23 protein-coding genes and 1 pseudogene are annotated in these 20269 nt (G+C 74.6%); 16 read left to right on the forward strand and 8 right to left on the reverse strand.

From position 1 onward, the window contains the following. Positions 1–31 precede the first annotated feature (31 nt). The 5 genes from GBN72_RS15150 to GBN72_RS15170 all read left to right on the forward strand — a co-directional run bounded on the left by GBN72_RS15150 (position 32) and on the right by GBN72_RS15170 (position 3513). The gene (locus GBN72_RS15150) at positions 32–235 is read left to right on the forward strand and encodes an MbtH family protein (protein ID WP_151772316.1); all 204 of its coding nucleotides are present in this window, start codon (positions 32–34) and stop codon (positions 233–235) included. A gap of 95 nt (positions 236–330) precedes the next feature. Beyond that, positions 331–846, forward strand: coding sequence for a GNAT family N-acetyltransferase (locus GBN72_RS15155; protein ID WP_151772317.1), 516 nt, complete (start codon positions 331–333; stop codon positions 844–846). Beyond that, positions 846–1619, forward strand: a complete 774-nt coding sequence (locus GBN72_RS15160; RefSeq protein ID WP_151772318.1) for a thioesterase II family protein — start codon at positions 846–848, stop codon at positions 1617–1619. The genes GBN72_RS15155 and GBN72_RS15160 overlap by 1 nt, the downstream gene beginning before the upstream one ends. 106 nt (positions 1620–1725) lie before the next feature. Beyond that, entirely contained in the window at positions 1726–2775 is a 1050-nt protein-coding gene (locus GBN72_RS15165; RefSeq protein ID WP_151772319.1) for an LLM class flavin-dependent oxidoreductase, read from the forward strand. Between the two features lie 87 nt (positions 2776–2862). Beyond that, the gene (locus tag GBN72_RS15170) at positions 2863–3513 is read left to right on the forward strand and encodes a DedA family protein (protein WP_151772320.1); all 651 of its coding nucleotides are present in this window, start codon (positions 2863–2865) and stop codon (positions 3511–3513) included. A gap of 39 nt (positions 3514–3552) precedes the next feature. Here the strand turns inward: GBN72_RS15170 and GBN72_RS15175 are convergent, their stop codons facing one another. From GBN72_RS15175 to GBN72_RS15195, 5 genes are all read right to left on the reverse strand, one after another. Further along, positions 3553–4419 carry a hypothetical protein gene (locus GBN72_RS15175; RefSeq protein ID WP_151772321.1) on the reverse strand — a complete coding sequence of 289 codons (867 nt, stop codon included), beginning with the start codon at positions 4417–4419 and terminating at the stop codon, positions 3553–3555. A 145-nt stretch (positions 4420–4564) separates the two neighbouring features. After that, positions 4565–5224, reverse strand: coding sequence for a hypothetical protein (locus tag GBN72_RS15180; RefSeq protein WP_151772322.1), 660 nt, complete (start codon positions 5222–5224; stop codon positions 4565–4567). A 185-nt stretch (positions 5225–5409) separates the two neighbouring features. Further along, positions 5410–7443 (reverse strand): FUSC family protein, encoded by a 2034-nt coding sequence (locus GBN72_RS15185; RefSeq protein WP_151772323.1) that lies wholly within the window; start codon positions 7441–7443, stop codon positions 5410–5412. Next, positions 7437–7811, reverse strand: a complete 375-nt coding sequence (locus tag GBN72_RS15190; protein WP_151772324.1) for a fluoride efflux transporter FluC — start codon at positions 7809–7811, stop codon at positions 7437–7439. Before GBN72_RS15190 ends, GBN72_RS15185 begins: the two co-directional genes overlap by 7 nt. Then, the gene (locus GBN72_RS15195; RefSeq protein WP_151772325.1) at positions 7808–8320 is read right to left on the reverse strand and encodes a fluoride efflux transporter FluC; all 513 of its coding nucleotides are present in this window, start codon (positions 8318–8320) and stop codon (positions 7808–7810) included. The genes GBN72_RS15190 and GBN72_RS15195 overlap by 4 nt, the downstream gene beginning before the upstream one ends. A 104-nt stretch (positions 8321–8424) precedes the next feature. Between GBN72_RS15195 and GBN72_RS15200 the strand changes: the two genes are divergently transcribed. The 9 genes from GBN72_RS15200 (at position 8425) to GBN72_RS15245 (ending at position 17380) form a co-directional block, all read left to right on the forward strand. Next, positions 8425–9399 (forward strand): urea transporter, encoded by a 975-nt coding sequence (locus GBN72_RS15200; RefSeq protein WP_151772326.1) that lies wholly within the window; start codon positions 8425–8427, stop codon positions 9397–9399. A gap of 60 nt (positions 9400–9459) precedes the next feature. Continuing rightward, a complete protein-coding gene (locus GBN72_RS15205; protein WP_151772327.1) occupies positions 9460–9765 on the forward strand; it encodes an urease subunit gamma in 306 nt (101 codons plus the stop codon). A 4-nt stretch (positions 9766–9769) separates the two neighbouring features. Further along, a complete protein-coding gene (locus GBN72_RS35880; RefSeq protein WP_281371773.1) occupies positions 9770–11485 on the forward strand; it encodes a sirohydrochlorin chelatase in 1716 nt (571 codons plus the stop codon). Continuing rightward, on the forward strand, positions 11482–11919 hold the full coding sequence (locus tag GBN72_RS15220; RefSeq protein WP_151772328.1) for an urease subunit beta: 438 nt from the start codon (positions 11482–11484) through the stop codon (positions 11917–11919). The genes GBN72_RS35880 and GBN72_RS15220 overlap by 4 nt, the downstream gene beginning before the upstream one ends. Position 11920: 1 nt before the next feature. Further along, positions 11921–13645, forward strand: a complete 1725-nt coding sequence (gene ureC, locus GBN72_RS15225) for an urease subunit alpha (RefSeq protein ID WP_151772329.1) — start codon at positions 11921–11923, stop codon at positions 13643–13645. Positions 13646–13714: 69 nt separating this feature from the next. Further along, positions 13715–14395 carry an urease accessory protein UreF gene (locus tag GBN72_RS15230; RefSeq protein WP_246212574.1) on the forward strand — a complete coding sequence of 227 codons (681 nt, stop codon included), beginning with the start codon at positions 13715–13717 and terminating at the stop codon, positions 14393–14395. 41 nt (positions 14396–14436) lie between these two features. After that, positions 14437–15057 (forward strand): urease accessory protein UreG, encoded by a 621-nt coding sequence (gene ureG, locus GBN72_RS15235; RefSeq protein ID WP_151772331.1) that lies wholly within the window; start codon positions 14437–14439, stop codon positions 15055–15057. Between the two features lies 1 nt (position 15058). Next, the gene (locus tag GBN72_RS15240) at positions 15059–16000 is read left to right on the forward strand and encodes an urease accessory protein UreD (protein WP_151772332.1); all 942 of its coding nucleotides are present in this window, start codon (positions 15059–15061) and stop codon (positions 15998–16000) included. Between the two features lie 36 nt (positions 16001–16036). Beyond that, positions 16037–17380, forward strand: coding sequence for an ammonium transporter (locus GBN72_RS15245; RefSeq protein ID WP_439959768.1), 1344 nt, complete (start codon positions 16037–16039; stop codon positions 17378–17380). A 24-nt stretch (positions 17381–17404) separates the two neighbouring features. Here the strand turns inward: GBN72_RS15245 and GBN72_RS34725 are convergent, their stop codons facing one another. After that, positions 17405–18088 (reverse strand): DUF4232 domain-containing protein, encoded by a 684-nt coding sequence (locus GBN72_RS34725; protein ID WP_151772333.1) that lies wholly within the window; start codon positions 18086–18088, stop codon positions 17405–17407. Positions 18089–18209: 121 nt separating this feature from the next. On the opposite strand from GBN72_RS34725, the gene GBN72_RS34730 reads away from it, so the two are divergent. Both GBN72_RS34730 and GBN72_RS15260 read left to right on the forward strand, forming a co-directional pair. After that, entirely contained in the window at positions 18210–18560 is a 351-nt protein-coding gene (locus GBN72_RS34730; protein WP_439959769.1) for an ROK family protein, read from the forward strand. 26 nt (positions 18561–18586) lie between these two features. After that, positions 18587–18904: pseudogene (locus GBN72_RS15260) on the forward strand (N-acetylmannosamine-6-phosphate 2-epimerase); the annotation flags it as partial. On the opposite strand, the gene GBN72_RS15265 reads toward GBN72_RS15260, so the two are convergent. Both GBN72_RS15265 and GBN72_RS15270 read right to left on the reverse strand, forming a co-directional pair. Further along, positions 18883–19770, reverse strand: coding sequence for a MerR family transcriptional regulator (locus GBN72_RS15265; protein WP_151772335.1), 888 nt, complete (start codon positions 19768–19770; stop codon positions 18883–18885). The pseudogene GBN72_RS15260 and the gene GBN72_RS15265 overlap by 22 nt on opposite strands. Positions 19771–19820: 50 nt before the next feature. Next, positions 19821–20144 (reverse strand): nuclear transport factor 2 family protein, encoded by a 324-nt coding sequence (locus tag GBN72_RS15270; RefSeq protein ID WP_151772336.1) that lies wholly within the window; start codon positions 20142–20144, stop codon positions 19821–19823. Between the last annotated feature and the right edge of the window lie 125 nt (positions 20145–20269).

Consider the following 20269-nt stretch of genomic DNA (forward strand, 5'->3'; position numbering starts at 1 on the left):
CAGAGAAACAGAGAGACGGAGAGGCAGACAGATGGACGAGAACACCCGCTACCAGGTGCTGCGCAACGACGAGGACCAGTACTCGCTGTGGCCGGCCGACATCGAGGTGCCCGCCGGATGGCAGCCCGTCGGCAAGGAGGGCACCGAGGCCGAGTGCACCGCCTACGTCGACGAGGTCTGGACCGACATGCGCCCGCGCAGCCTGCGCGAGCGCATGGAGAACGCCGAGGCCTGATCCGGCGTCACGCCGGGGCGCGGCGGCACGGCCCGACGCCCGTGCCGCCGCGCCCGGCACCCGCCCCCACCACTCCCGTCGACCTGGAGACCGTGATGAAGACACCCGTCCTGTACACCGAACGCCTGGAGTTCCTGCCGTACCGTCCAGCGGACGAGGACGCCTTCGTCGCCCTGCTGCGCGACGAGGAGGTCTGCCGCTGGATGGGCCAGGAGCGGGTCCCGGAGGCGGAGATCCGCGCCCTGTTCCGCGCCGTCCTCGACGAGGTCTACCCGCAGCGACTGTTCGACGTGTGGGGGCTGTGGCACGAGGGGACGTACGTCGGGCACGCCGAGGTGAAGAAGACCGGCAACGTCGAGGGCCACGAACTCGTCACCGCCCTGGCCCCCGCGTACTGGGGCAAGGGTCTGGGCACCGAGGCGGTGCGCGGCCTGCTCCGCCACGCCGCCGACAACCTCGGCCTGACGGAGGTCTGGGGCATGGTCGGCGCGGGGAACGCCGCCAGCCTCGCCATGTCCCGCCGGCTCGGCTTCCGCCAGGTCAAGGACGTCGTGTCCGAGGACGGCACGGTGACCCGGATGGTCGTGCTCCCCGTCACCGGCTCCGCCTGATGGACACGACCGGAGCGCGGACCGACGCGCACAGCCCCTGGTTCCGGCGCCAGGGGACCGGACGCCCGCGGCTGCGGCTGGTCTGCTTCCCGCACGCCGGGGGAGCCGCGACGGCGTACGCCGACTGGCCGTCCGGGCTGCCCGAGGGGGTGGAGCTGCTGGCGGTCCAGTACCCGGGCCGGCAGGACCGCCTCGCCGAACCGTGCGCGGACTCCCTGGCCGGCCTGGCCGAAGCGGTCACCACCGCCCTCCTGCCCCACCTCGGCCTGCCCGTCGCCCTGTTCGGGCACAGCATGGGCAGCGCCGTCGCCTACGAGGTCGCGCTGCGCCTGCGGCGGGCGGCGGACACCGAACCCGTCGCGCTCCTGGTGTCCGGGCGGCGGGCCCCGCACCTCGGCGGCCGGGTGCCGGTCCGGCTCGACGACGCCGGGCTGCTGGAGTCGGTCAGGCGCCTGTCGAGCCCCGACGCGTGGGCGTACGACCATCCCGACCTGCGCGAGGTGCTGATGCCGTCCCTGCGGGGCGACCACCGGCTGCTCGACGCCTACCGCCCGGACCCCCCGGCCGAGCGGCTGCGGGTCCCGGTCACCGTCTACGGCGGCGACGACGACCCCGTCTGCCCGGTGGCCGACCTGGACACCTGGGCGCAGGTCACCGACGCCGGGCACGAGACGGTGGTGCTGCCCGGCGGGCACTTCTTCCTGCGTGAGCGGCAGGCCGCGCTGCTCGCGCACCTCTCCTCCCGGCTCGCCCCGCACCTCGGGGGACCGTGACCGTGGGCCGCGCGGGACGCCGGACCCCGCCGGGCCGCCCGGAACAGGAGCGCGCCGGCGGGGGTTCGCACCGGGTGACACCGCCCGACGGAATCCGAGGAGCCCCATGCCGTCCGCCCCGGACACCCCCGCCACGTCCCGGCCGCTGCGCAAGCTCGGCTTCCTGACCATCGGACTGTTCGACGAGGCCGACCCACGCCCCGGCCACGAGGCCACGCTGGAGTTGATCGAACTCGGCGAGCGCCTCGGCCTGGACAGTGCCTGGCTGCGCCACCGCCACCTCCAGCACGGCATCTCCTCGCCGGTGGCGGTCCTGGCCGCGGCGACCCAGCGCACCCGGCGCATCGCGCTGGGCACCGCCGTCACCCCCCTCGGCTGGGAGAACCCGCTGCGCCTCGCCGAGGACCTGGCCACCGTGGACGTCCTGTCGGGCGGCCGCCTCAACCCCGGCGTCAGCGTCGGCCCGCCGGTCCACTGGGAGGACGTCAAGGACGCGCTCTACCCGGACACCGCGGACGCCGAGGACTTCGGGTACGGGCGGGTGAGCCGCCTGCTCGACCTGGTCGCCGGCAGGCCCGCGTCCCGCTTCAGCGGCACCCAGGGCATCGAGGTCTTCTCCGACCGGGTGCAGCCGCATTCGCCCGGCCTGCGCGAGCGCATGTGGTACGGCGGGGCCGGTCTGCGTTCCGCGGGCTGGGCGGGGGAGCAGGGCATGAACCTGCTGACCAGCAGCGTGGTCAGGGCCGAGGGCCCCGAGGACGCCGTCCCGGACTTCGACGCCGTCCAGCTCTCCCACATCCGCGCCTTCCGCGCCGCCCACCCGCACGGTGAACAGGCCCGTGTCTCGCACGGGCTGGTGGTCGTCCCGACCGACGGCGCGTCACCGGCCCAGCGGGCCCGCTACGAGCGGTACGCGCGGGAGCGGCTTCCCCGCACCCGCTCCCCGCAGGGTCCGGCGCGGCTGCTGTTCGCCCCCGACCTGGTGGGCCCCAGCGAGGAACTCGCCGAACGCCTCACCTCGCTCGCCTCCTTCCGGGAGGCCGACGAGGTGGCCTTCGCCCTGCCGTTCACGTTCGCCAAGGAGGACCACGCGCAGATCCTCACCGACTTCGCCACCCGTCTGGGACCCCTCCTCGGCTGGCACCCGGCCGGCTGAACAACCCGCGGGCGGCCGGCCGGCGCGCGGGCGGGACCCGGCGCGGTGCCGCGGTCACCGGCCGCCCGCCGCGCCTACGATGACGCCATGGCCCACCCCCTGCCGGGCCCCCTGGCGCATCTGGAACCGCTGCTCGGCCACTACGGCTACTGGGCGGTGGGCGGCGTGATCCTCGTCGAGGACTTCGGCCTCCCGGTCCCCGGCGAGACGGTCCTGATCGCCGCGGGCGTCTACGCGGGGGCCGGGCGGCTGAACATCGCGGCCGTGGCGCTGACCGCGTTCGCCGCCGCCGTCGCCGGGGACAACATCGGCTACCTGATCGGCAGGTACGGGGGCCGCGCCCTGGTGCACCGATGGGGCAGGTACGTCCTCCTGACGCCGGAACGGTTCGCGCGGGCCGAGGCGTTCTACACCCGCCACGGCGGCAAGATCGTCACCGTGGCCCGCTTCGTCGACGGCCTGCGCCAGGTCAACGGCATCGCCGCCGGCACCACCGGCATGCCGTGGTGGCGGTTCCTCGCCTTCAACGCACTCGGCGCGGCACTGTGGGTGGGGCTGTGGGCGACACTCGCGTACCTGGCCGGGGACCACATCACCGAGATCTACGCGGTGGTCTCCCGCTACCAGCGGTACGTCCTCATCGGCCTCGGCGTCCTGGTCGCCGCCCTGATCGTCCGGCACCTGCTGCGGCGCCGGCGGGCGCGGGAGCGGGAGCGGCAGGCCCGCCCCGGGCCGTGAGGGCCCGGGGCCCTTCGCCCCGTCGACGCCCGGCCGGCGTCAGTCGAAGAGCGAGGGATCGGACGACGGCGTGCGGCCGGCGAGGACGTCCTGGAGCCGCTGGGTGCCCTGCTGGACCGCGGACCTGGTGGTGCTCTCCTTCGCGCCGTCCAGACCGCCCTGGGTGACCGTGATCGCGTCGGCGCCGACCTGGACCACCGCCACCGCCAGGGTGAGGGTCGCCGGTTCACCGGCGCCGGTGCCCCGCACCGTCACCGTGAGCCCCTGCCGGGCGTCGCCCACGTCGGGCAGCGACGTCTCCACCACCTCGACGGTCCGCCGCCCGCCGTCGTCGCCGGTGAGGGTGAAGCTGTCGCAGCTCTGCGGCAGCGACCGCAGCCACCGCATCGACGCGTCGAGGTCCGACTGCCCGTAGGCGGCGACCTGGTAGAGCAGCCGGGAGTCGCCCTCCTCGAAACCGGTGAGCGCCGAGGCACCGGAAGGGCTGCCCAGCAGCGTCTCGTCGAAGAGCGCCTCGGCCAGGCGTCCGCAGTCGGAGACGTCCGACCGGCCCGTCAGGAACTGCGCCGCGTCGACGTCGCCGAGCAGCAGGCGGTTCCGCCAGGCCCGCGCGGTCCCGGGTCCGACCTGGGTCCAGGCGTCCTCGATGTCCGCCTCGGTGATCAGCGCCTGGCGCGCGCCCTCCTCGGTGAGGCCGGGCGTCGGCGAGGGGGAGGCGGGCGTGGCCGCCGCGGCGGGGCGCTCAGCCGGTCCGGCGCCGGTGCGCGACTGCGGCCCGGTCGCCCCTTCCCCCGCGGAGCAGGCCGCGGTGGCGAACAGCGCCGCGGCCGCCGCCGCGGCGGCGAGGAAACGGGCCGGGCGAACGGCCGGGCCCGCGGCCGGCACGGACGGACGGGGGGTGGTCACCAGTGCCTCCTGAGGAACGGAAGAAAACGACGGCCCGGCGCCGGGGCGCTCCGGGGGTTCCCGCTGTGCGTCCACCGCACCACCGACCGGCGGCCACGACCAGCGCAGCACCGTCGGACGGGTGACGAGGGGGCGCGGCGGGGCGTCAGGAGGCGGGCGCCGCCCGCGCGATGTCGGTGTGGAGGTGGGACATCAGCTCGCTCATCTCGGTGACCTCGGGGGAGTCCGGGGCGGCGCCCCGGGCGACGCCGCCCAGCCACTCGGTCGTGGTCAGGGCGAGCCGTGTCGCGTCCTGGGTACGGCGCTCCCCGAGCAACTCCTCGACGCGCTGGGCGATGCCGGAGAGCGTCGCCTCGTCGGTGTCCGGCGGAAGGACGTCCCGCAGCCCGGCCGGCAGCGGCGAGCGGCCCCGGTAGGCGCGCACCGCGTCGACCACGGCGGCGTTCTCGCCGAAGTGGTCCAGGTTCTCCGTCAGGACGACGAGCCGGGCCGTCAGCCTGGGCAGACCGGGATGACCGTCCAGCCACTCCATCAGCCGGCGGTTGCCTCCCAGACGGTCGTTCACCTGGCTCAGCCGTTCCTCGGCGCGCGGCGTCAGGGACCACCGCAGGGGGAGGACCGCGGCGACCTGCTCGGCCAGCCTCGCCTCGTCCTCGGGCCCCAGCGTCCCGGCCGTGAAGCCCTCGACCTTGTCCTCGTCCAGCCCGAACGCGTCAGGGCCCTGCCCGTCGCCGTGGGCACCCGGCGCGCGCGGCCGGCGGTGTCTCAGACTCCCGGTGATCCTGCTGAGTGGCTTGGCGTGCATCGGTCCTCCAACCGGCCCGCGACGTGCGCTTCCCGGGCGGCGGAGACGCGGGCCCGAGCCCTCGGTGCGGGGCCGGTCGCCGCGACGTGGCCGCCGCCGACGCAGCCCCACTGTGCCGTCCCCGGCGAGGCTCCGCATGCCGGGCGGAGCAGGTGGGCGACCGGGGGGAAGGCCGGCCCCGCAGGTCAGCCCGGCGCCCCGGCCCCGGAGGGCGGGCCGTCGCCCCGCAGGGCCCGCCGCAGTTCCGTCAGCCGCCGGTGCAGTTCCGGCCGGCGGTCCGCAAGGGCCGCGGGAGGCGCGTCGGCGAGCGCCGCGCGGACGCCGGGGGACCCGGGCAGACCCGCGCGGGCGGCGTCCGCCGCGTGGTCCAGGTACGCTCCGGCCAGCGCGCCGTCGCCGGGGCCCGGCGGTGCGGGCGCGCCGCCCAGGAGGCGGGGCACGAGCAGACGGCGCACCGCCAGCACGGCCGGCCACAGCCGGTCCGCCGTGCCGGTCGTACGGAGCTCCTCCGCGGGCACCGACGCGTGCATGGTCCACAGGTCCGCCATGTGCCGCCACGCCACGCCCTCCGACTCGGCGTCGGCGGCCCCCGTGCGCAGCCGCCGGCCCACCGCGTGCCCGGCCGCGGCCACGGCGCGGGCGACGGCCTCGCACACCCGTCGCACGGGCACCCGCGGCAGGAGCACGGCCGCGGCCAGCCCCACGACGAGCCCGAGGCCGAGGTCGAGCATGCGGTAGAGGGCCAGTTCCTCCAGGCTCGTGCCCTCCGGCAGCACGGCCCCCACGAGCAGCAGGGCCACCGGCGTGTTCAGCAGCATCCGCGTGAACATGGCGCTGACGGGTACGGCCCGGGCCACCGCGTGTACCACGGTGGCGGCCGCCACGGTCGCCCAGACGCCGGGCTCGAAGAAGTGGCACACCACCGCGGTCACGCCGGCCCCGGCCACCGTGCCGGTCAGACGGCCCCGCGAACGCCGCACCGGCTGCTGGCTCGCGCCCTGCAGGGCGGCGGCCGCTCCCACCGCCACCCAGGCCGGATGCAGGACGGGCAGCACGGCGGCCAGGGCCGTGCCCGCCGCGACGGCGAGCCCGACGCGCAGCGCGAGGACCGGTGAGGGGGACGCGGAGGACAGCAGACCGCCCAGGTCGGCGCGCAGGGCACCGCCCGGCGGCAGCGGTCTCGGCCACAACCCGCGTGCCACCCCCAGCAGTTCGGGGGAGAGCGCGCGGCTCCCGTCCGGCGGCGGCAGCGCGGACGCCCCGTCCGCCGCCCCGTCCGCCGCAGCGGGCCATCGCACCGGGTCCTCGCCGGCCGCGACCGCGCCCGCCGCCTCGCGCAGCGCCGGGGCCCACCCGGCCGGCACCCGTCCGTCCCGCTCCGCCGCATCCGTCACCGCGTCGAGCACCACCTCCAGACGGAGCATCAGGGTGTACAGCACCAGCAGGCGCGGTGCGGGAGCGGCGCCGCGCGCCGCGCGCAGCCCCCGGGCGTCCTGCACGGCCGACCAGCCGCCGTGGACCGCCAGGTACGCCTTGCGCCGCGGCGCCGCGGGTCCGCCGCCGTCCCCGCCCGCCTCCGCCCCCGCCCCCGCCTCTGCCCCTGCCTCCGCCCCCGCCCCCGCCTCTGCCCCTGCCTTCGCCTCCGCCACCGACTCCGCGTAGGCCGCGACGGACCGCAGGGCGGACGCCACGGCGCCGTCCTCCGGCCCGTGGGGCCGCAAGATCCACCCCGACATGATGGAGAGCCAGGACACGGCCGCGCCGAACAGCAGGAAGCCGACCCGGACCGCCGTGTCGGCGAGGCCCACCGGCGGCAGGAACGCCGTCAGGGCGGCCACCAGCACCACGAAGTAGCTGCCCGGCCCGCTCAGCCGCAGCGTGCGGACGAGCAGGGTGGCGCCGGCGGCGAAGACGGAGAGGACCCCCACCATCGCCCAGACCTGTCCCGCGGCGAGCGAACCCGCCAGGAAGGCTGTGGCGAAGCCCGCGGACAGGACGACGAGCAGCGGACCCCGCCGGGGGTACGGGTCGCGGGCGCCGTAGGCGTCGATGTAGCAGCCCATGGCGGTGAAGACCCCGTTGTGGATGCCGGCTCCCGCCGTGACCAGTCCGACGGAGAGGCCGAAGGCGACCAGCGCCTTGACGCCACGGCCCCGGTCGAGCGGGGGCAGCGCCGCGCGCCACCGGTGCGCCCGGCGGGAGGCGGCTCCGGTCACCACAGGGCCGCGGCGATGCCCGCCCCCGCGAACGACAGGCCGAGGCCGGCCACGACCGTGACGAGGAGATAGCCGGCCGCCCCTGCCACCCGCCGGCCGTCGGCCATGGCCATGACCTCGTGGGAGAACGTCGACCAGGTGGACAGCGCGCCGCAGAACCCCGTGGCCAGCAGCGCCTGCCCGGACGGGCCGAGCGCGTCCTCCCCGCCCGCCTCGACCAGGAACCCGAGGATCAGACAGGCGGCCATGTTGGCGAGGAACGTGCCCCAGTGGAACGCGCCGCCAAGGCGCCTGCCCGCCGCGGCCGAGATCAGGTAACGGGCGGCGGCGCCGGCGGCTCCGCCCAGCAGGACCAGCAGCAGGTGACTCATCGGCGGCCGCTCCCCGTTTCCCCGTCCGTGGTCCCACGCCCCGTCAGGACCACGCGGGTCAGCACCGCGCCCAGCGCGACGCCCGCCAGCGCCCCCGCCACCGTGAGGACGAGGTAGCCCAGAGCGGAACCCGGCTGGTCGTTCTCGAACAGGCGCCGCGCGTCGTCCGTGTAGGACGAGAACGTGGTGAAGCCGCCGAGCACGCCGGTCCCCAGCAGCGGGTTCAGCAGCCGGGGCGCCCCGGTGAACCGCTCCTTCAACGTCACCGTCAGCACCCCCATGAGGAAACAGCCGACGACGTTGACCAGCAGGGTGGTCCACGGGAAGGCGGCCTCCCCCTTCGGCCACACCAGCTCCGCGTCACTGCCGTTGCGCCACACGTTCGCGGCCCCGAAGCGCAGCGCGGCGCCCACCGCGCCACCGACCGCCACCGCGGCGACCACCGGCCACTGGGGGCCGTTCGTGTGATCCGGATGCGAATGGAGGTGGAACCTACCGAAATGTTCCATATTGTCACCCTAGGTTGCTGACGGCCGGTCAGCCGACAGCAGTGGGCCCCCGCAGGGACAACAGCCCGATCGGCGCAGCACCCCCAGCACCCCGGAGGATCGACGTGACGACGCGCACCGAGCAGGCCGGCGGCGCCGGGGGCGGGACCGACAGCCTCAAGGGGACCGCCCTCGGCGCGCTGCGCGGCGTGGGGCAGGTGGACTTCCAGGCGAGCGTGTGGACCTCCGCGGTGATCCTGGCCGCCCTGTGGGTGGAGAGCTGGGAGATGGGCCTCTTCGCCACCATCGGCGCGGTGGTCTCGACGCTCACCGCGCGCCTGCTGGCCGTCCCCCAGGACACGGTGACCCAGGGGCTGATGACCTACTGCGGAGTGCTCGGCGCCATCGCCATGGTCGTGTACCTCGGCCACAGCCTCTCGACGTACGTCATGGCCGTCTCCGCCGCCGTCATGTGCACCCTGGTCACCGCCACCCTCAACCACCTGCTCGTCCCGTTCGGGCTGAAGGCGTTCACCGGGCCCTTCTGCCTGGTGTCGCTGGTCATGGTCCTGGGCGCCCCGTCCTTCGAACGCGTCTGGCACGGCACCCCCGCGACGGCGGTCACGCCGGCCACCCCGACCTCCCCGGTCGTCAGCTGGACGGACCTGTGGCAGGGCTTCTTCACCAACATCGGCCAGATCTTCTTCGCCGGCACCTGGTACGTCGGCCTGATCATGCTGGTCGGCCTGTTCCTGGCGGGCTGGAAGGTGGGCCTGTTCACCGTGGTGGGCAGCGTCACCGGGCTGCTCACCGCATGGGCGCTCGGCGCGCCCGCCGCGCTGATCGGCGAGGGCATCTACGGCTACAACGCCGTGCTGACCGCGCTGGCCTTCGGGGTGGTGCTGCTGCGCCCCTCGCCGTGGAACTACGGCTACGCCGTGCTGGCCGCCGCCGCCAGCACCGGCCTGACGGCCTCGCTCTCCGTGCTCTTCAAGGTGTTCGGCAGCCACACCTTCACCTGGCCGTTCAACATCACCACCTGGGCGCTGCTGGCGGCCGTGCCGCTCCTGCCACGCATCACCAGGGCGGAGGACGGCTGAGCGTCACCCACCCCCGCACACAGCCGAGCGCGCAACCGCTACCGAGGAAGGCATCGCCCGATGAACCTGGCCCCCCGTGAGATCGACAAGCTGCTCGTGTACGTCGTGGCCGACCTGGCCCGCAAGCGCCACGACCGCGGGCTGAAGCTCAACTACAGCGAGACGGTCGCCCTGGTCACGGAGGCCATCCTCGAGGGCGCCCGCGACGGGAAGAGCGTCGCCGACTGCATGGAACTCGGCCGGCAGGTGCTCGGCGAGGACGACACCATGCCGGGAGTGCGCGAGATGCTGCCCCTCCTCCAGGTCGAGGCGACCTTCGACGACGGCAACAAGCTGGTCTCCTGCCACGACCCGGTCGGAGGCTGACGCCGTGCCGCACGGGGTCGTCGTCGCCGTCGGCGGGCACGAGAGCGACCAGGGGCGGGCGCTGCCCCCGCTGCTGGGCGACCGGGTGCCGGTGGTCACGCAGGGCCGCGAGCTGTACCGCCGGGTGGCCGCCCTCCGCGCGCGCGGCGAGCGGGTGTGCGTCGTGCCCATGACCCTGGGGCGCGACCCCGGGCTCGTCGCCGACACCGCGCGGACGCTCCGGGCGCTGTCGGAGGACGAACGCGCCGGGCTGGTCCTGGCCGAACCGTTCGGGACCGGGGACCACCTCGTCGGATGGCTGCGGGCGGCCGCCACGAAGGTCCCGGCGGAGGAGGCGCTGCTGGTCACCGCCCCGACGGGCGACCCGTTCGCCGACGCCGACCTCTTCCGGACCGCCCGCCTGGTCCGCCAGTACGGACGTCACCGGACGGTGGAGGTCGCCCTGCTGGGGGGCGACCCCGACCCGGCGGAGGGCGTCCGCCGCTGCCGCGCGCTCGGCGCGGAGCACGTCACCCTGCTTCCGGCGGCGTGGGTCACGCCGCCGGTTCCCGACCCCGGGCACTGCGCGCCGGGCGGACCGCTGCTCACCGCCTCCGCCGTCGCGGGGGTGCTCGACGCGCGCGTGCGCCAGGCGTGGCAGCGCCGTGAGCGGCTCGGGGACGACGGCCTCGCCCGCGGCCTCGCCGCCGACCACGCCCACGGCTACGCCCACAGCCACGGCGACGACGTCCACAGCCACGCCGGCGACGGCCACCGCCATGGCGACGGCCACGGCCACGGCCATGGCCACGATCACGACCACGGTCATGGCCACGACCACGGTCACGGTGACGGGCACGGTCACGGCCATGGCGGCGGCAGCCACAGCCATGGCGACGACCACGGTTACGGTCACGGCGGCGGCAGCCACAGCCATGGCGGCGACGACGGGCACGGTCACAGCGACGGCGGCAGCCACGGCGACGGCCACGGTCACGGCGGCGGCAGCCACGGTCATGCCGGCGGCGACGAGCACGGGCACCGTCACGGCGACCGTCACGGCAATGACCACCTGCCCGTCCCCGTCCCCGTCCCCGGCCACGGGCACAGCCACAGCCATGGCGGCGACGAGGGGCACGGTCACGGAGGCGGCAGCCACGGCCATGGCGGCGACGGCCACGGGCATGGCGGCGACGGTCATGGCCACGGCCACCGTCACGGCGACGGCAATGGCAACGCCGACCGGCACGGCAACGGCGACGGCCGGGGAAGCGGGCACAGCCACGACCGCGGCCGTGGGAACGGCGAAAGCCATGGCCACCACCGCGGCTGCGGCAGCGGTCATGACCACGGTCACGGCAGTGGGCACGGTCGCGGCGACGGCCACGACCCCGAAGGCGGGCAGGAAAACGGGCAGGGCAACGGGCACGGTCACGGTGACGGCCAAGGGCAGCGTCAGGGCGAAGAAGGCCGCGGGCGTCCCCGCGGTGAGGGTTCCGAGGGGGGCCCGGCCCACCGCCCCGGCCCCGGTACGGCCCCGCCCGCGCCCGCCGAGGACGTCCGCGCCCGCCCGCATCCGCGGGCCCCCGCCGGGGCGCCGGACCCCGACCCGGCGACGGCGCACCCGGCGCACCACCTCCCCGGCGCCCCGCACGCATCCGCTCCCGCGCGCGACGGGGCCGGGACTCCCGCGCCGGGCGCGCACCCGCACGTCCACCTCTCCACCAGGAGCACTCGATGACACTTCCCCCGCGGTACCAGTACGGAGACGGCGAGATCGAGATCAACGCCGGCCGGCGGACCGTCAAGGTCACGGTCCGCAACACCGGCGACCGGGCGATCCAGGTCGGCTCCCACTACCACTTCTTCGAGGCCAACTCCGCCCTCGACTTCGACCGCGACGCGACCCTGGGGATGCACCTCAACATCCCGGCCGGCCTCTCCGTCCGCTTCGAGCCTGGCGGCACGCACGAGGTCGAACTGTGCACGTACGCCGGCACCGGCCGCCTCACCGGCTTCAGCGGCCTTCTCAACGGCAGCGTCAAGTCCCACCCCGCCCGGGTCGAGGCCGTCGCCCGCGCACTGCAGCGCGGTTTCCAGGGTGCCGCGCCGGAGGGCGGCACCGGGCAGGGCAAGGCCGACGACAAGAAGTCCAAGAAGAGGGGATCGAACTGACATGCCGGTCATCACCCGCAAGCAGTACTCCGACCTGTTCGGGCCCACCGTCGGCGACCGCATCCGCCTCGCCGACACCAACCTCGTCATCGAGGTCGAGAAGGACTTCCGCGCCGGGTCCTACGGCGACGAGGTGGTCTACGGCGGCGGCAAGACCATGCGCGACGGCATGGCCTCGGACCCGCAGGCCACCGCCGCCCAGGGCGCCCTGGACCTGGTGATCACCAACGTGGTGGTCCTGGACCCGGTGGTCGGCGTGGTCAAGTGCGACATCGGCGTCAAGGACGGGTTCATCGCGGGCATCGGCAAGGCCGGCAACCCGCAGACGCAGAACGCCGTCGACCCCCGGCTCGTCATCGGCGCCTGTACCGAGGTCATCGCCGGCGAGCACCTGATCGCGACCGCCGGGGCGATGGACTCGCACGTCCACCTCATCTCCCCGCAGCAGTGCGAGCAGGCGCTCAGCAACGGCATCACCACCCTGTTCGGCGGCGGCACCGGCCCCACGGACGGTTCCAACGGCACCACCTGTACCCCCGGCCCCTACAACCTCGCCCGGATCCTCCAGGCAGCCGAGGACCTGCCGGTCAACCTCGGCATCATGGGAAAGGGCAACGCCAGCCTCCCCGGCGTGCTGGACGAGCAGATCGAGGCGGGCGCGGCCGCACTGAAGGTGCACGAGGACTGGGGCTCCACCCCCGCGGTCATCGACACCGCGCTCGCCGTGGCCGACCGGCACGACGTCCAGATCGCCATCCACACCGACACCCTCAACGAGGGCGGCTTCTTCGAGGACACCCGTTCCGCGATCGACGGCCGCACCATCCACACCTTCCACAGCGAGGGCGCGGGCGGCGGGCACGCCCCCGACATCCTGCGGGTGACCGGCGAGGCGAACGTCCTCCCCTCCTCCACCAACCCCACCCTGCCGTACACCAAGAACTCCGTGGACGAGCTGCTGGACATGGTGATGGTCTGTCACCACCTCAGCCACGACATCCCCGAGGACGTCGCCTTCGCGGACAGCCGGGTGCGGGCGGAGACGATCGCCGCCGAGACGGTGCTGCACGACCGCGGCATCATCTCCATGATCTCGTCCGACTCCCAGGCGATGGGACGCATCGGCGAGTCCGTCACCCGGGCGTTCCAGATCGCGCATGTGTGCAAGGAACAGCTCGGCACGCTGCCCGAGGACACCGACCGCAACGACAACCAGCGCGTCCTGCGCTACCTCGCCAAGGTCACCATCAACCCCGCCATCGCCAGCGGCATCGCCGATTACGTCGGCTCCCTGGAGGCCGGCAAGCTGGCCGACATCGTGCTGTGGCCGATGCACTCCTTCGGCGCCAAGCCGAAGATGGTGCTCAAGGGCGGCATCGTGTCCTGGGCGCAGATGGGCGACCCCAACGCCTCCCTGCCGACCCCGCAGCCGGTCTACTACCGGCCCACCTTCGGCCACTACGGCCGCGCCATGCAGGCGACCCACGTCACCTTCATGTCCCAGGCGGGCATCGCCGCCGGCGTCCCCGAGAAGCTGGGGCTGGAGCGCACCGTCCTGCCGGTGCGCAAGACCCGCACGATCGGCAAGCACAACATGGTCCGCAACGACGTGGTCCCGGACATCACCGTCGACCCGGAGACCTACCAGGTCACCGTGAACGGCGAGGTCGCCACGATCGCCCCGGCCCAGAAGCTGCCGCTCAACCAGCTCTACTTCCTGGTCTGAGGCGTGTACCGGGAGGAGACGGCCGCCGGCAAGGCGGCGGCCCGGGCGGAGGGCGGGCGGACGACGGAGCTGGACCGCCTCCTGGTCAGCCTCCAGCTGACCGACTCGGCGTTCCCCAGCGGCTTCTACACGCTGTCACACGGACTGGAGGGCTTCGCGCAGGCGGGGGCGGTGGACGCCGGCTCGCTGCCCGCGCTGCTCCACGACCTCCTCCGCCACGGGGTGGGCCCCGCGGACGCCACCGCGCTCGCGCTCGCCCACCGGGCGGCGACCGCGGAGGACTGGGAGACGGTGGCCGCGGTCGACAGACGGCTGTACGCCACCAAGCTCAACCGCGAGATGCGCCAGGCCGCCACCCGCACCGGCCGGCAGCTGCTCGACCTGGCGGCCGAGGTGTTCGGGGCGGACGGCATCGCCCGCCACCTGCGGGCGGTGACCGACCGCCGGGTCCCCGGCACCCAGGCCGTGGCCGCCGGCGTGGTCTACGCGGCGAGCGGGGTCCCGGCCCGCCAGGCCGTCGCCTCGGACCTGTTCGCCTTCTGCGCGAGCTTCGCCGGCGCCGCGCTGCGGCTGCGGCTGACGGACCACCGGCGGGCCCAGTCCCTGCTGCGGGAGGCGGCCCCCGTGATCGTGGAGACCACGCACGCGGCACTCACCCGCGAACTCGCCGACCTCGGCGCGACCACCTTCGCGGCGGACGTCATGTCCGCCCGGCACGAGCGGGCGGAGGCCCGCCTGTTCGCGACCTGACCGGCCGCCCTGCACGGCGTCCGCACCGGAAAGGAAAGACCATGCGAGACAACGTCCTGCGCGTCGGGATCGGCGGCCCCGTCGGCTCCGGCAAGACGGCCCTGATCGAGGCCTTGGTGCCCGTCCTGATCGCGGGGGGCAGGCGGCCGGCGGTCATCACCAACGACATCTACACCCAGGAGGACGCCCAGCACGTCCGCCGGACGCTCCAGGGGGTCCTCGACGGCGACCGCGTCGTGGGCGTCGAGACCGGGGCGTGCCCCCACACCGCCGTCCGCGACGACCCCACGATGAACCTGGCCGCCGGGGCCGAGATGCTCGAACGCCACCCCGACGTCGACGTCCTCCTCTACGAGAGCGGCGGCGACAACCTCACCCTCACCTTCAGCCCGGCGCTGGTCGACCTCTTCGTCTTCGTGCTGGACACCGCGGAGGGGGAGAAGATGCCGCGCAAGCGGGGGCCCGGCATCACCGACTCCGACCTGCTGGTGATCAACAAGGTGGACATCGCCCCCTACGTGCGGACCGACCTCGGCGTGATGGAGGCCGACGCGCACCGGGTGCGGGGCGACGGGCCGGTGGTGCTGACCGACTGCCTGACGGGACAGGGGGTCGACGAGGTGGCCGCCTTCCTCGAAGCCCGGCACAAGGTCCTGACCTGAGATGACGGCCACCCACGACCGGCTCGCGCCGGAACACTACGAACCGGTCCGGCTCCCGCCCGAGACGGCTGCGTTCGCCTCCGTGCCCCGAACCCTCGCACCCGGCTCGCCGGCCAAGGTGGGGATCCTCGACCTCGGGTACGCGCGGCGCGGCGACCGGACCGAACTGGTCGCGCGGTACCAGAAGTCGCCGCTGCAGATCATGCGCCCGCTCTACGTCGACCCGGCGATGCCCGGCATGGCGTTCACCTACGTGATGGCCACGGGCGGGGGGATCGCCCAGGCCGACCGCTACCGCCAGGACCTGCGGTGCGGCCCGGACACCCAGGCCCTCTTCACCACCCAGGCGGCCACCAAGGTCTACCGGATGGAGGACGACTACGCGACGCAGCGCGTCCACCTCACCGCGGAGGAGGGCGCCTACGTCGAGTACCTGCCCGACCCCGTCATCCCGTTCCGCGGCTCGCGCTTCCACCAGGGTGTCGAGCTGACGGTGCACGAGGGCGCCACGGTGGTCTACGCGGAGACGTTCACCGCCGGGCGGCTCGCGCGCGGCGAACGGCACGAGTACACGGTGCTCACCAACGACCTGGAGATCCGCCGCCCCGACGGGAGGCCGCTGGCCGTGGACACCCTGCGGCTGCGGCCCGGCCTGCCGGGCGGGGTGACCGGGCCGGGCGTGTTCGCCGGGCACGACCACGTCGCCACGCTCTACGTGATCAGCTCCCTGCGCCCCGCCGCGGAGCTCGCCGACGCCCTGCACCGGTCCGTGGAGTCCCGTGCGGTGCTCCACGGGGCGAGCGTGCTGCCGGACGACTGCGGGGCCTGGGTGCGCGTGCTCGGCCAGGACCAGCCCAGGGTCGCCGAGGCGGTCCGGGCCGGGTGGGACGCCGTCCGGCGGCTGCTCACCGGCCACCCGGCCCCCGACCTGCGCAAGCCGTGACGCCCGCCCCCCGTCAGCCATGAGGAGACCACGTTCATGACCACCGTCCTCGCCGCCATGCCACCGGCGTACGACTCGGGCGACACCGCCTGGATGCTGGCGGCGACCGCCATGGTGCTGCTGATGACGCCCGCCCTGGCCTTCTTCTACGGCGGCATGGTGCGCACCAAGCACATCCTGGTGATGCTCAAGATGAGCTTCGCCTCGCTGTGCTTCGTCACCATCGCCTGGTACCTGATCGGGTACAGCCTCGCCTTCGGCCCGGACGTCGGCGGGGTGGGTCTCATCGGGAACCTGGACCACGCCTTCCTCCGCGGCATCGGGCCGGAAACCCTCACCGACTCCTTCCCCACCTACATCTACGCCACCTTCCAGATGGGTTTCGCCATCGTCACGGTGGCGCTCATCAGCGGATCCATCGCCGGCCGGGCCTCCATGCGGGGCTGGCTGGTGTTCTCCGTGCTGTGGCTGCTGATCGTGTACGTGCCCATCGCGCACTGGGTCTTCGACACGGAGAACGGGTGGATCTCGGCCCACCTGGGCGCCCTGGACTTCGCCGGAGGCCTGCCCGTGGAACTCAACTCGGGCATCGCCGGGCTCGCCGCGGCGCTGGTCATCAGGGGGCCCGCCGACTTCCGGCGCAAGGAGCCGCGCCCAAGCAACATCCCGCTGGTCATGATCGGCGTGGCGCTCCTGTGGTTCGGCTGGCTGGCCTTCAACGCCGGTTCGGCGCTCCGCGACACCGGCACCGCCGCCACCGCCTTCATCAACACCCAGCTCGCGGCGGCGGGCGCGATGGTCACCTGGCCGCTCGTGGAGTACGCGCGGACCAGGAAGGTCACCATGATGGGCGTCGGTTCCTCCGCGGTGGCGGGCATGGTGGCCATCACCCCCGCGTGCGGCGAGATCGACCCCACGGGCGCGCTGATCACCGGCCTGGTGACCGGCGCGTTCTGCGCCTGGGCCGTCACCCTCAAGTACCGCCTGAACGTCGACGACACCCTCGACGTGGTCGGCGTCCACGGCGCCGGCGGATTCGTCGGACTGCTGATGGTGGGCCTGTTCGCCACCCGCGACGTCAGCGGCAAGGAGGGCCTCTTCTACGGCGGCGGGCTCTCCCTGCTCTGGAGGCAGGTCGTCGCCATCCTCGCCGTCGCCGCCTTCTCGTTCGTCCTCACCTGGCTCATCGCGAAGGCCGTCGACAAGGTCGTCGGCTTCTCCGAGAAGGAGGAGTACGCCGCGGTGCCCGGTGAGGACGACGAACGTGCCTACGACATCCGCACCGTCACCGAGCTGGAGCCCACGGCCGACGGCCGGGGCCTCGACAAGGAGACGCTGGCGCAGATCCAGCAGCTCCTGCGGTCGCACCGGGACCGCTAGGGAGCCCGGTACGACCGCACCCGGTCAGTAGGAGAGCGCGTCCTCGGCGGTGGTGAGGAAGCTGGTGACCAGCATGTCGTTGACCGTGACGGGGCCGTCGCCGACCGGCAGCGTGGCGGGCGTCTCGGCGGCGGTGAGGGCGACCTCCACCTTGTCGGCGCTCTTGCCGCCCGCGTCGTCCCCGCGCGAGAACCGGATCCCGGCGTACGCACGCCCGCCGGGCTCCACGATCCGGTCCGTGTCCTCGGGGCCCACGTGCTCGGCGGCGCCGTCGAGGCCCGGGATGGTGATCACCAGCTCGTTCACCGGGAGCAGGCAGGGAGCGCCGCCCTTGTTCACCGCGGTCAGCAGCGCGTGGTGGGCGGGCTTGGAGGCGACGGTGACGGTGTAGGCCATGTCGTGCGTCTCGCACATGCCTACGCCCCCGTCCTGGTCGTCGTCGGATCCGGCCTTCGACGGCGGCGGGGTGCCGTCGCCGTCGTCCGGGGAGCCTCCGGGGGTGCTGCTGCCGCCGCCGTCGCCCGGGCCGGCCGTCGAGGGCGTGGCGGAGGGCTCGCCGGTGCCCGCCGGGGACGGGGCGGCCGACGTGGCGGGGGTTCCCGTGTCCTTGCCGGCGTCGCCACCGCCGCACGCGGTCAGCAGGAGGGCGCCGAGCGAGAGGGCGGCCAGTGCGGCGGCGGTACGGCGTGGGCGAAGTGCGCGGTCCATGAGAATTCCCCCCAGGTGTCTGCGTGTACTGGTGAGGGTGCCCCACCCGGGCGGCGCCCGTACCCGCCCGTGCCGGGCCGGGGCCGTTCGCGGTCACGTTCGTGACACAGACACGACGGTTGTGACCCGGCGGGCCGGCGACCTGCGGGCCGTCGCCCGCCGCGCCGCTCACGGCGACCCGCACGCCACGGCCGCCATCACCCTCGGCGCCCGCGCGGCCGGCCGGGCCCCGGGCGGACTCGCCGACGCGCTCGGCCCGCACCGGGTCGTCGTCGCGGGCGGCGTGCCGCTCATCGGCGCCCTGCACCAGGACGCCCTGTGCGCCGCGTTCGCCGGCGAACTCGTGCAGCCACTGCGCAGGTTGCGCCCCACCGCACCGCGGGACGGACCCGACCCGGCGGTCCTCGGCGCCGCCGCGCCGACCCGCACCTCGCCCCAGCGCCCTCCCCACACCACCGGAGCACAGCGATGACCCCGCCGCCGATCCCGCAGCAGCCCATGGCCGACCTCCAAGGGCGGGAGGCCGCAGCCCAGGGCGCCGACCTGGTGTCGACGACCCTGTCCGGCTACGTCCCCGGCTCCCCGCGGCAGGTGGCGCCCGACCTGGCCCTCGTCGCGGACCTGGCCGCCGCGATCGACGTGCCCGTGGTCGCCGGGGGGCGGATCGCCACACCGGCGCAGGCCGCCGCAGCCCTGGCCGTGGGCGCGGCGAGCGTCGTCGTGGGCTCCGCCATCACCGCGCCCACCGCGCCGACCCGGCTCTTCACCCGAGGCGCTCCCCGGCTGACCGGCCGTCACGCGGGCCGTCGACCGTGACCGGGGCTGGGGCCGTGACCGGGGCCCGGGCCTGGGTCGGGGTCGGAGCCGGGGGCGAGCAGCCACGCGACGAGGGTGCGCCACTCGTCCGGCCGGTCGGTGTCACGCGGACCGACGAGATAGACCTCCTCGACGAGGGCGTCCGGGCGCAAGCCGTTGCGGGCGGCGAAGGACCCCACCGCGGCGTAGGTGAGGTCGAGATCGTCGTGCGGACCGCAGTGGGTGGCGACCGCGGCGGTCCGCCGCGGCAGCCGGAGCTCGCGCACGGTGGCCGGTGCTCCCGGTCGCAGCGGCGGCTCCGCCGGGAGGTACACGGTGGCGCGGCCGTGACCCTCGGTGAACAGCCGGTGCTCGTACCGGCCGCCCGGCGGGGACACCGGCCGGCGGCCGGCCGCCGCGTCCAGATCACGCATCGCGTCGCCGTACCAGCTCAGGTCCGCGCCGGGCGGCACGTCGACGGACACGGCGAGGACGAGCCGTGGCGGCAGGTCCTCCAGGGCGACCGCCCGTCCGGCGTCCGGGTCGAGGAGTTCCCGGAGCGCCTCGACCGCGCGCCGGGTGCGGCCGAGCCGGTCCTCGAGCCGCCGCAGGTGGGCGACGACGACCTCCTGCGCCGCGCCGTCGTCCGGTTCGCCTGCGGACCCGGCCTCGATGAAACGCCGCAGATCCGCCAGCGGCAGGTCGAGCTCGCGGAACCGCCTGATGGCCAGGGCCGGCCGGACCTGCTCCGGCGCGTAGTAGCGGTAGCCCGAGACCGGGTCGACCTCCGCCGGGACGAGCAGGTCCTGCTCGTGGTAACGGCGCAACGCGCGGATGCTCAGGTGCGTGATCCGGGAGAACTCCCCGATGGTCAGCCGCTCGGTCACGATTCGCTCCCGGTGGTCACGTGTGCGCGCCGGCAACGGTGCGGAACCCGCTACCGGACGGTGATCTCCAACAGGACGATCTTCCCCCGCCCGTCCCTCTCGAAGGCGAAACGCAGGTCGAGGGGACTGCCGGGGAAGTCCCCGCAGATCTCCGCGACGGCCTGGCAGGCGGCGGCCGTGCCCGTGACCTCGCGGAGGGCGTGGCGCACGGAGGGCACCGAGGCCCGCCAGCGGCGTACCGCCGGGAGCCCGCGGTGGCTGTGACCGTCGTCGTGCACGACGGCCTCGTCGGCGAAGAGCGCGAGGTACCGCTCGTGGTCCTCGGCGCTCGCCGCGGCGACGTAGTCCTCGGCGAATCTCCGGACGTCCTGCATGGTCTTCTCCTCGTGCGGTGTGCGGTGTGGGGTGTGGGGTGGTGAGGTGCGCTGTGGCTGCCCCCGGCACCGACCCTGAACCCTCCCTCGGGGGGAGACTCAAGTCCGACCACCCCCGTACGCCT

This window comes from Streptomyces abyssomicinicus (assembly GCF_008974245.1).
Taxonomy (GTDB): Bacteria; Actinomycetota; Actinomycetes; order Streptomycetales; family Streptomycetaceae; genus Streptomyces; species Streptomyces abyssomicinicus.

Coding starts and splice junctions, on each gene's coding strand:
- GBN72_RS15245 (WP_439959768.1), top strand. CDS start 16,037: ATGACCACCGTCCTCGCCGCCATGCCACCGGCGTACGACTCGGGCGAC.
- GBN72_RS15270 (WP_151772336.1), bottom strand. CDS start 20,144: ATGCAGGACGTCCGGAGATTCGCCGAGGACTACGTCGCCGCGGCGAGC.
- GBN72_RS15160 (WP_151772318.1), top strand. CDS start 846: ATGGACACGACCGGAGCGCGGACCGACGCGCACAGCCCCTGGTTCCGG.
- GBN72_RS15170 (WP_151772320.1), top strand. CDS start 2,863: ATGGCCCACCCCCTGCCGGGCCCCCTGGCGCATCTGGAACCGCTGCTC.
- GBN72_RS15150 (WP_151772316.1), top strand. CDS start 32: ATGGACGAGAACACCCGCTACCAGGTGCTGCGCAACGACGAGGACCAG.
- ureG (WP_151772331.1), top strand. CDS start 14,437: ATGCGAGACAACGTCCTGCGCGTCGGGATCGGCGGCCCCGTCGGCTCC.
- GBN72_RS15195 (WP_151772325.1), bottom strand. CDS start 8,320: ATGGAACATTTCGGTAGGTTCCACCTCCATTCGCATCCGGATCACACG.
- GBN72_RS34725 (WP_151772333.1), bottom strand. CDS start 18,088: ATGGACCGCGCACTTCGCCCACGCCGTACCGCCGCCGCACTGGCCGCC.
- GBN72_RS15240 (WP_151772332.1), top strand. CDS start 15,059: ATGACGGCCACCCACGACCGGCTCGCGCCGGAACACTACGAACCGGTC.
- ureC (WP_151772329.1), top strand. CDS start 11,921: ATGCCGGTCATCACCCGCAAGCAGTACTCCGACCTGTTCGGGCCCACC.
- GBN72_RS15180 (WP_151772322.1), bottom strand. CDS start 5,224: ATGCACGCCAAGCCACTCAGCAGGATCACCGGGAGTCTGAGACACCGC.
- GBN72_RS15190 (WP_151772324.1), bottom strand. CDS start 7,811: ATGAGTCACCTGCTGCTGGTCCTGCTGGGCGGAGCCGCCGGCGCCGCC.
- GBN72_RS15155 (WP_151772317.1), top strand. CDS start 331: ATGAAGACACCCGTCCTGTACACCGAACGCCTGGAGTTCCTGCCGTAC.
- GBN72_RS15220 (WP_151772328.1), top strand. CDS start 11,482: ATGACACTTCCCCCGCGGTACCAGTACGGAGACGGCGAGATCGAGATC.
- GBN72_RS15205 (WP_151772327.1), top strand. CDS start 9,460: ATGAACCTGGCCCCCCGTGAGATCGACAAGCTGCTCGTGTACGTCGTG.
- GBN72_RS15165 (WP_151772319.1), top strand. CDS start 1,726: ATGCCGTCCGCCCCGGACACCCCCGCCACGTCCCGGCCGCTGCGCAAG.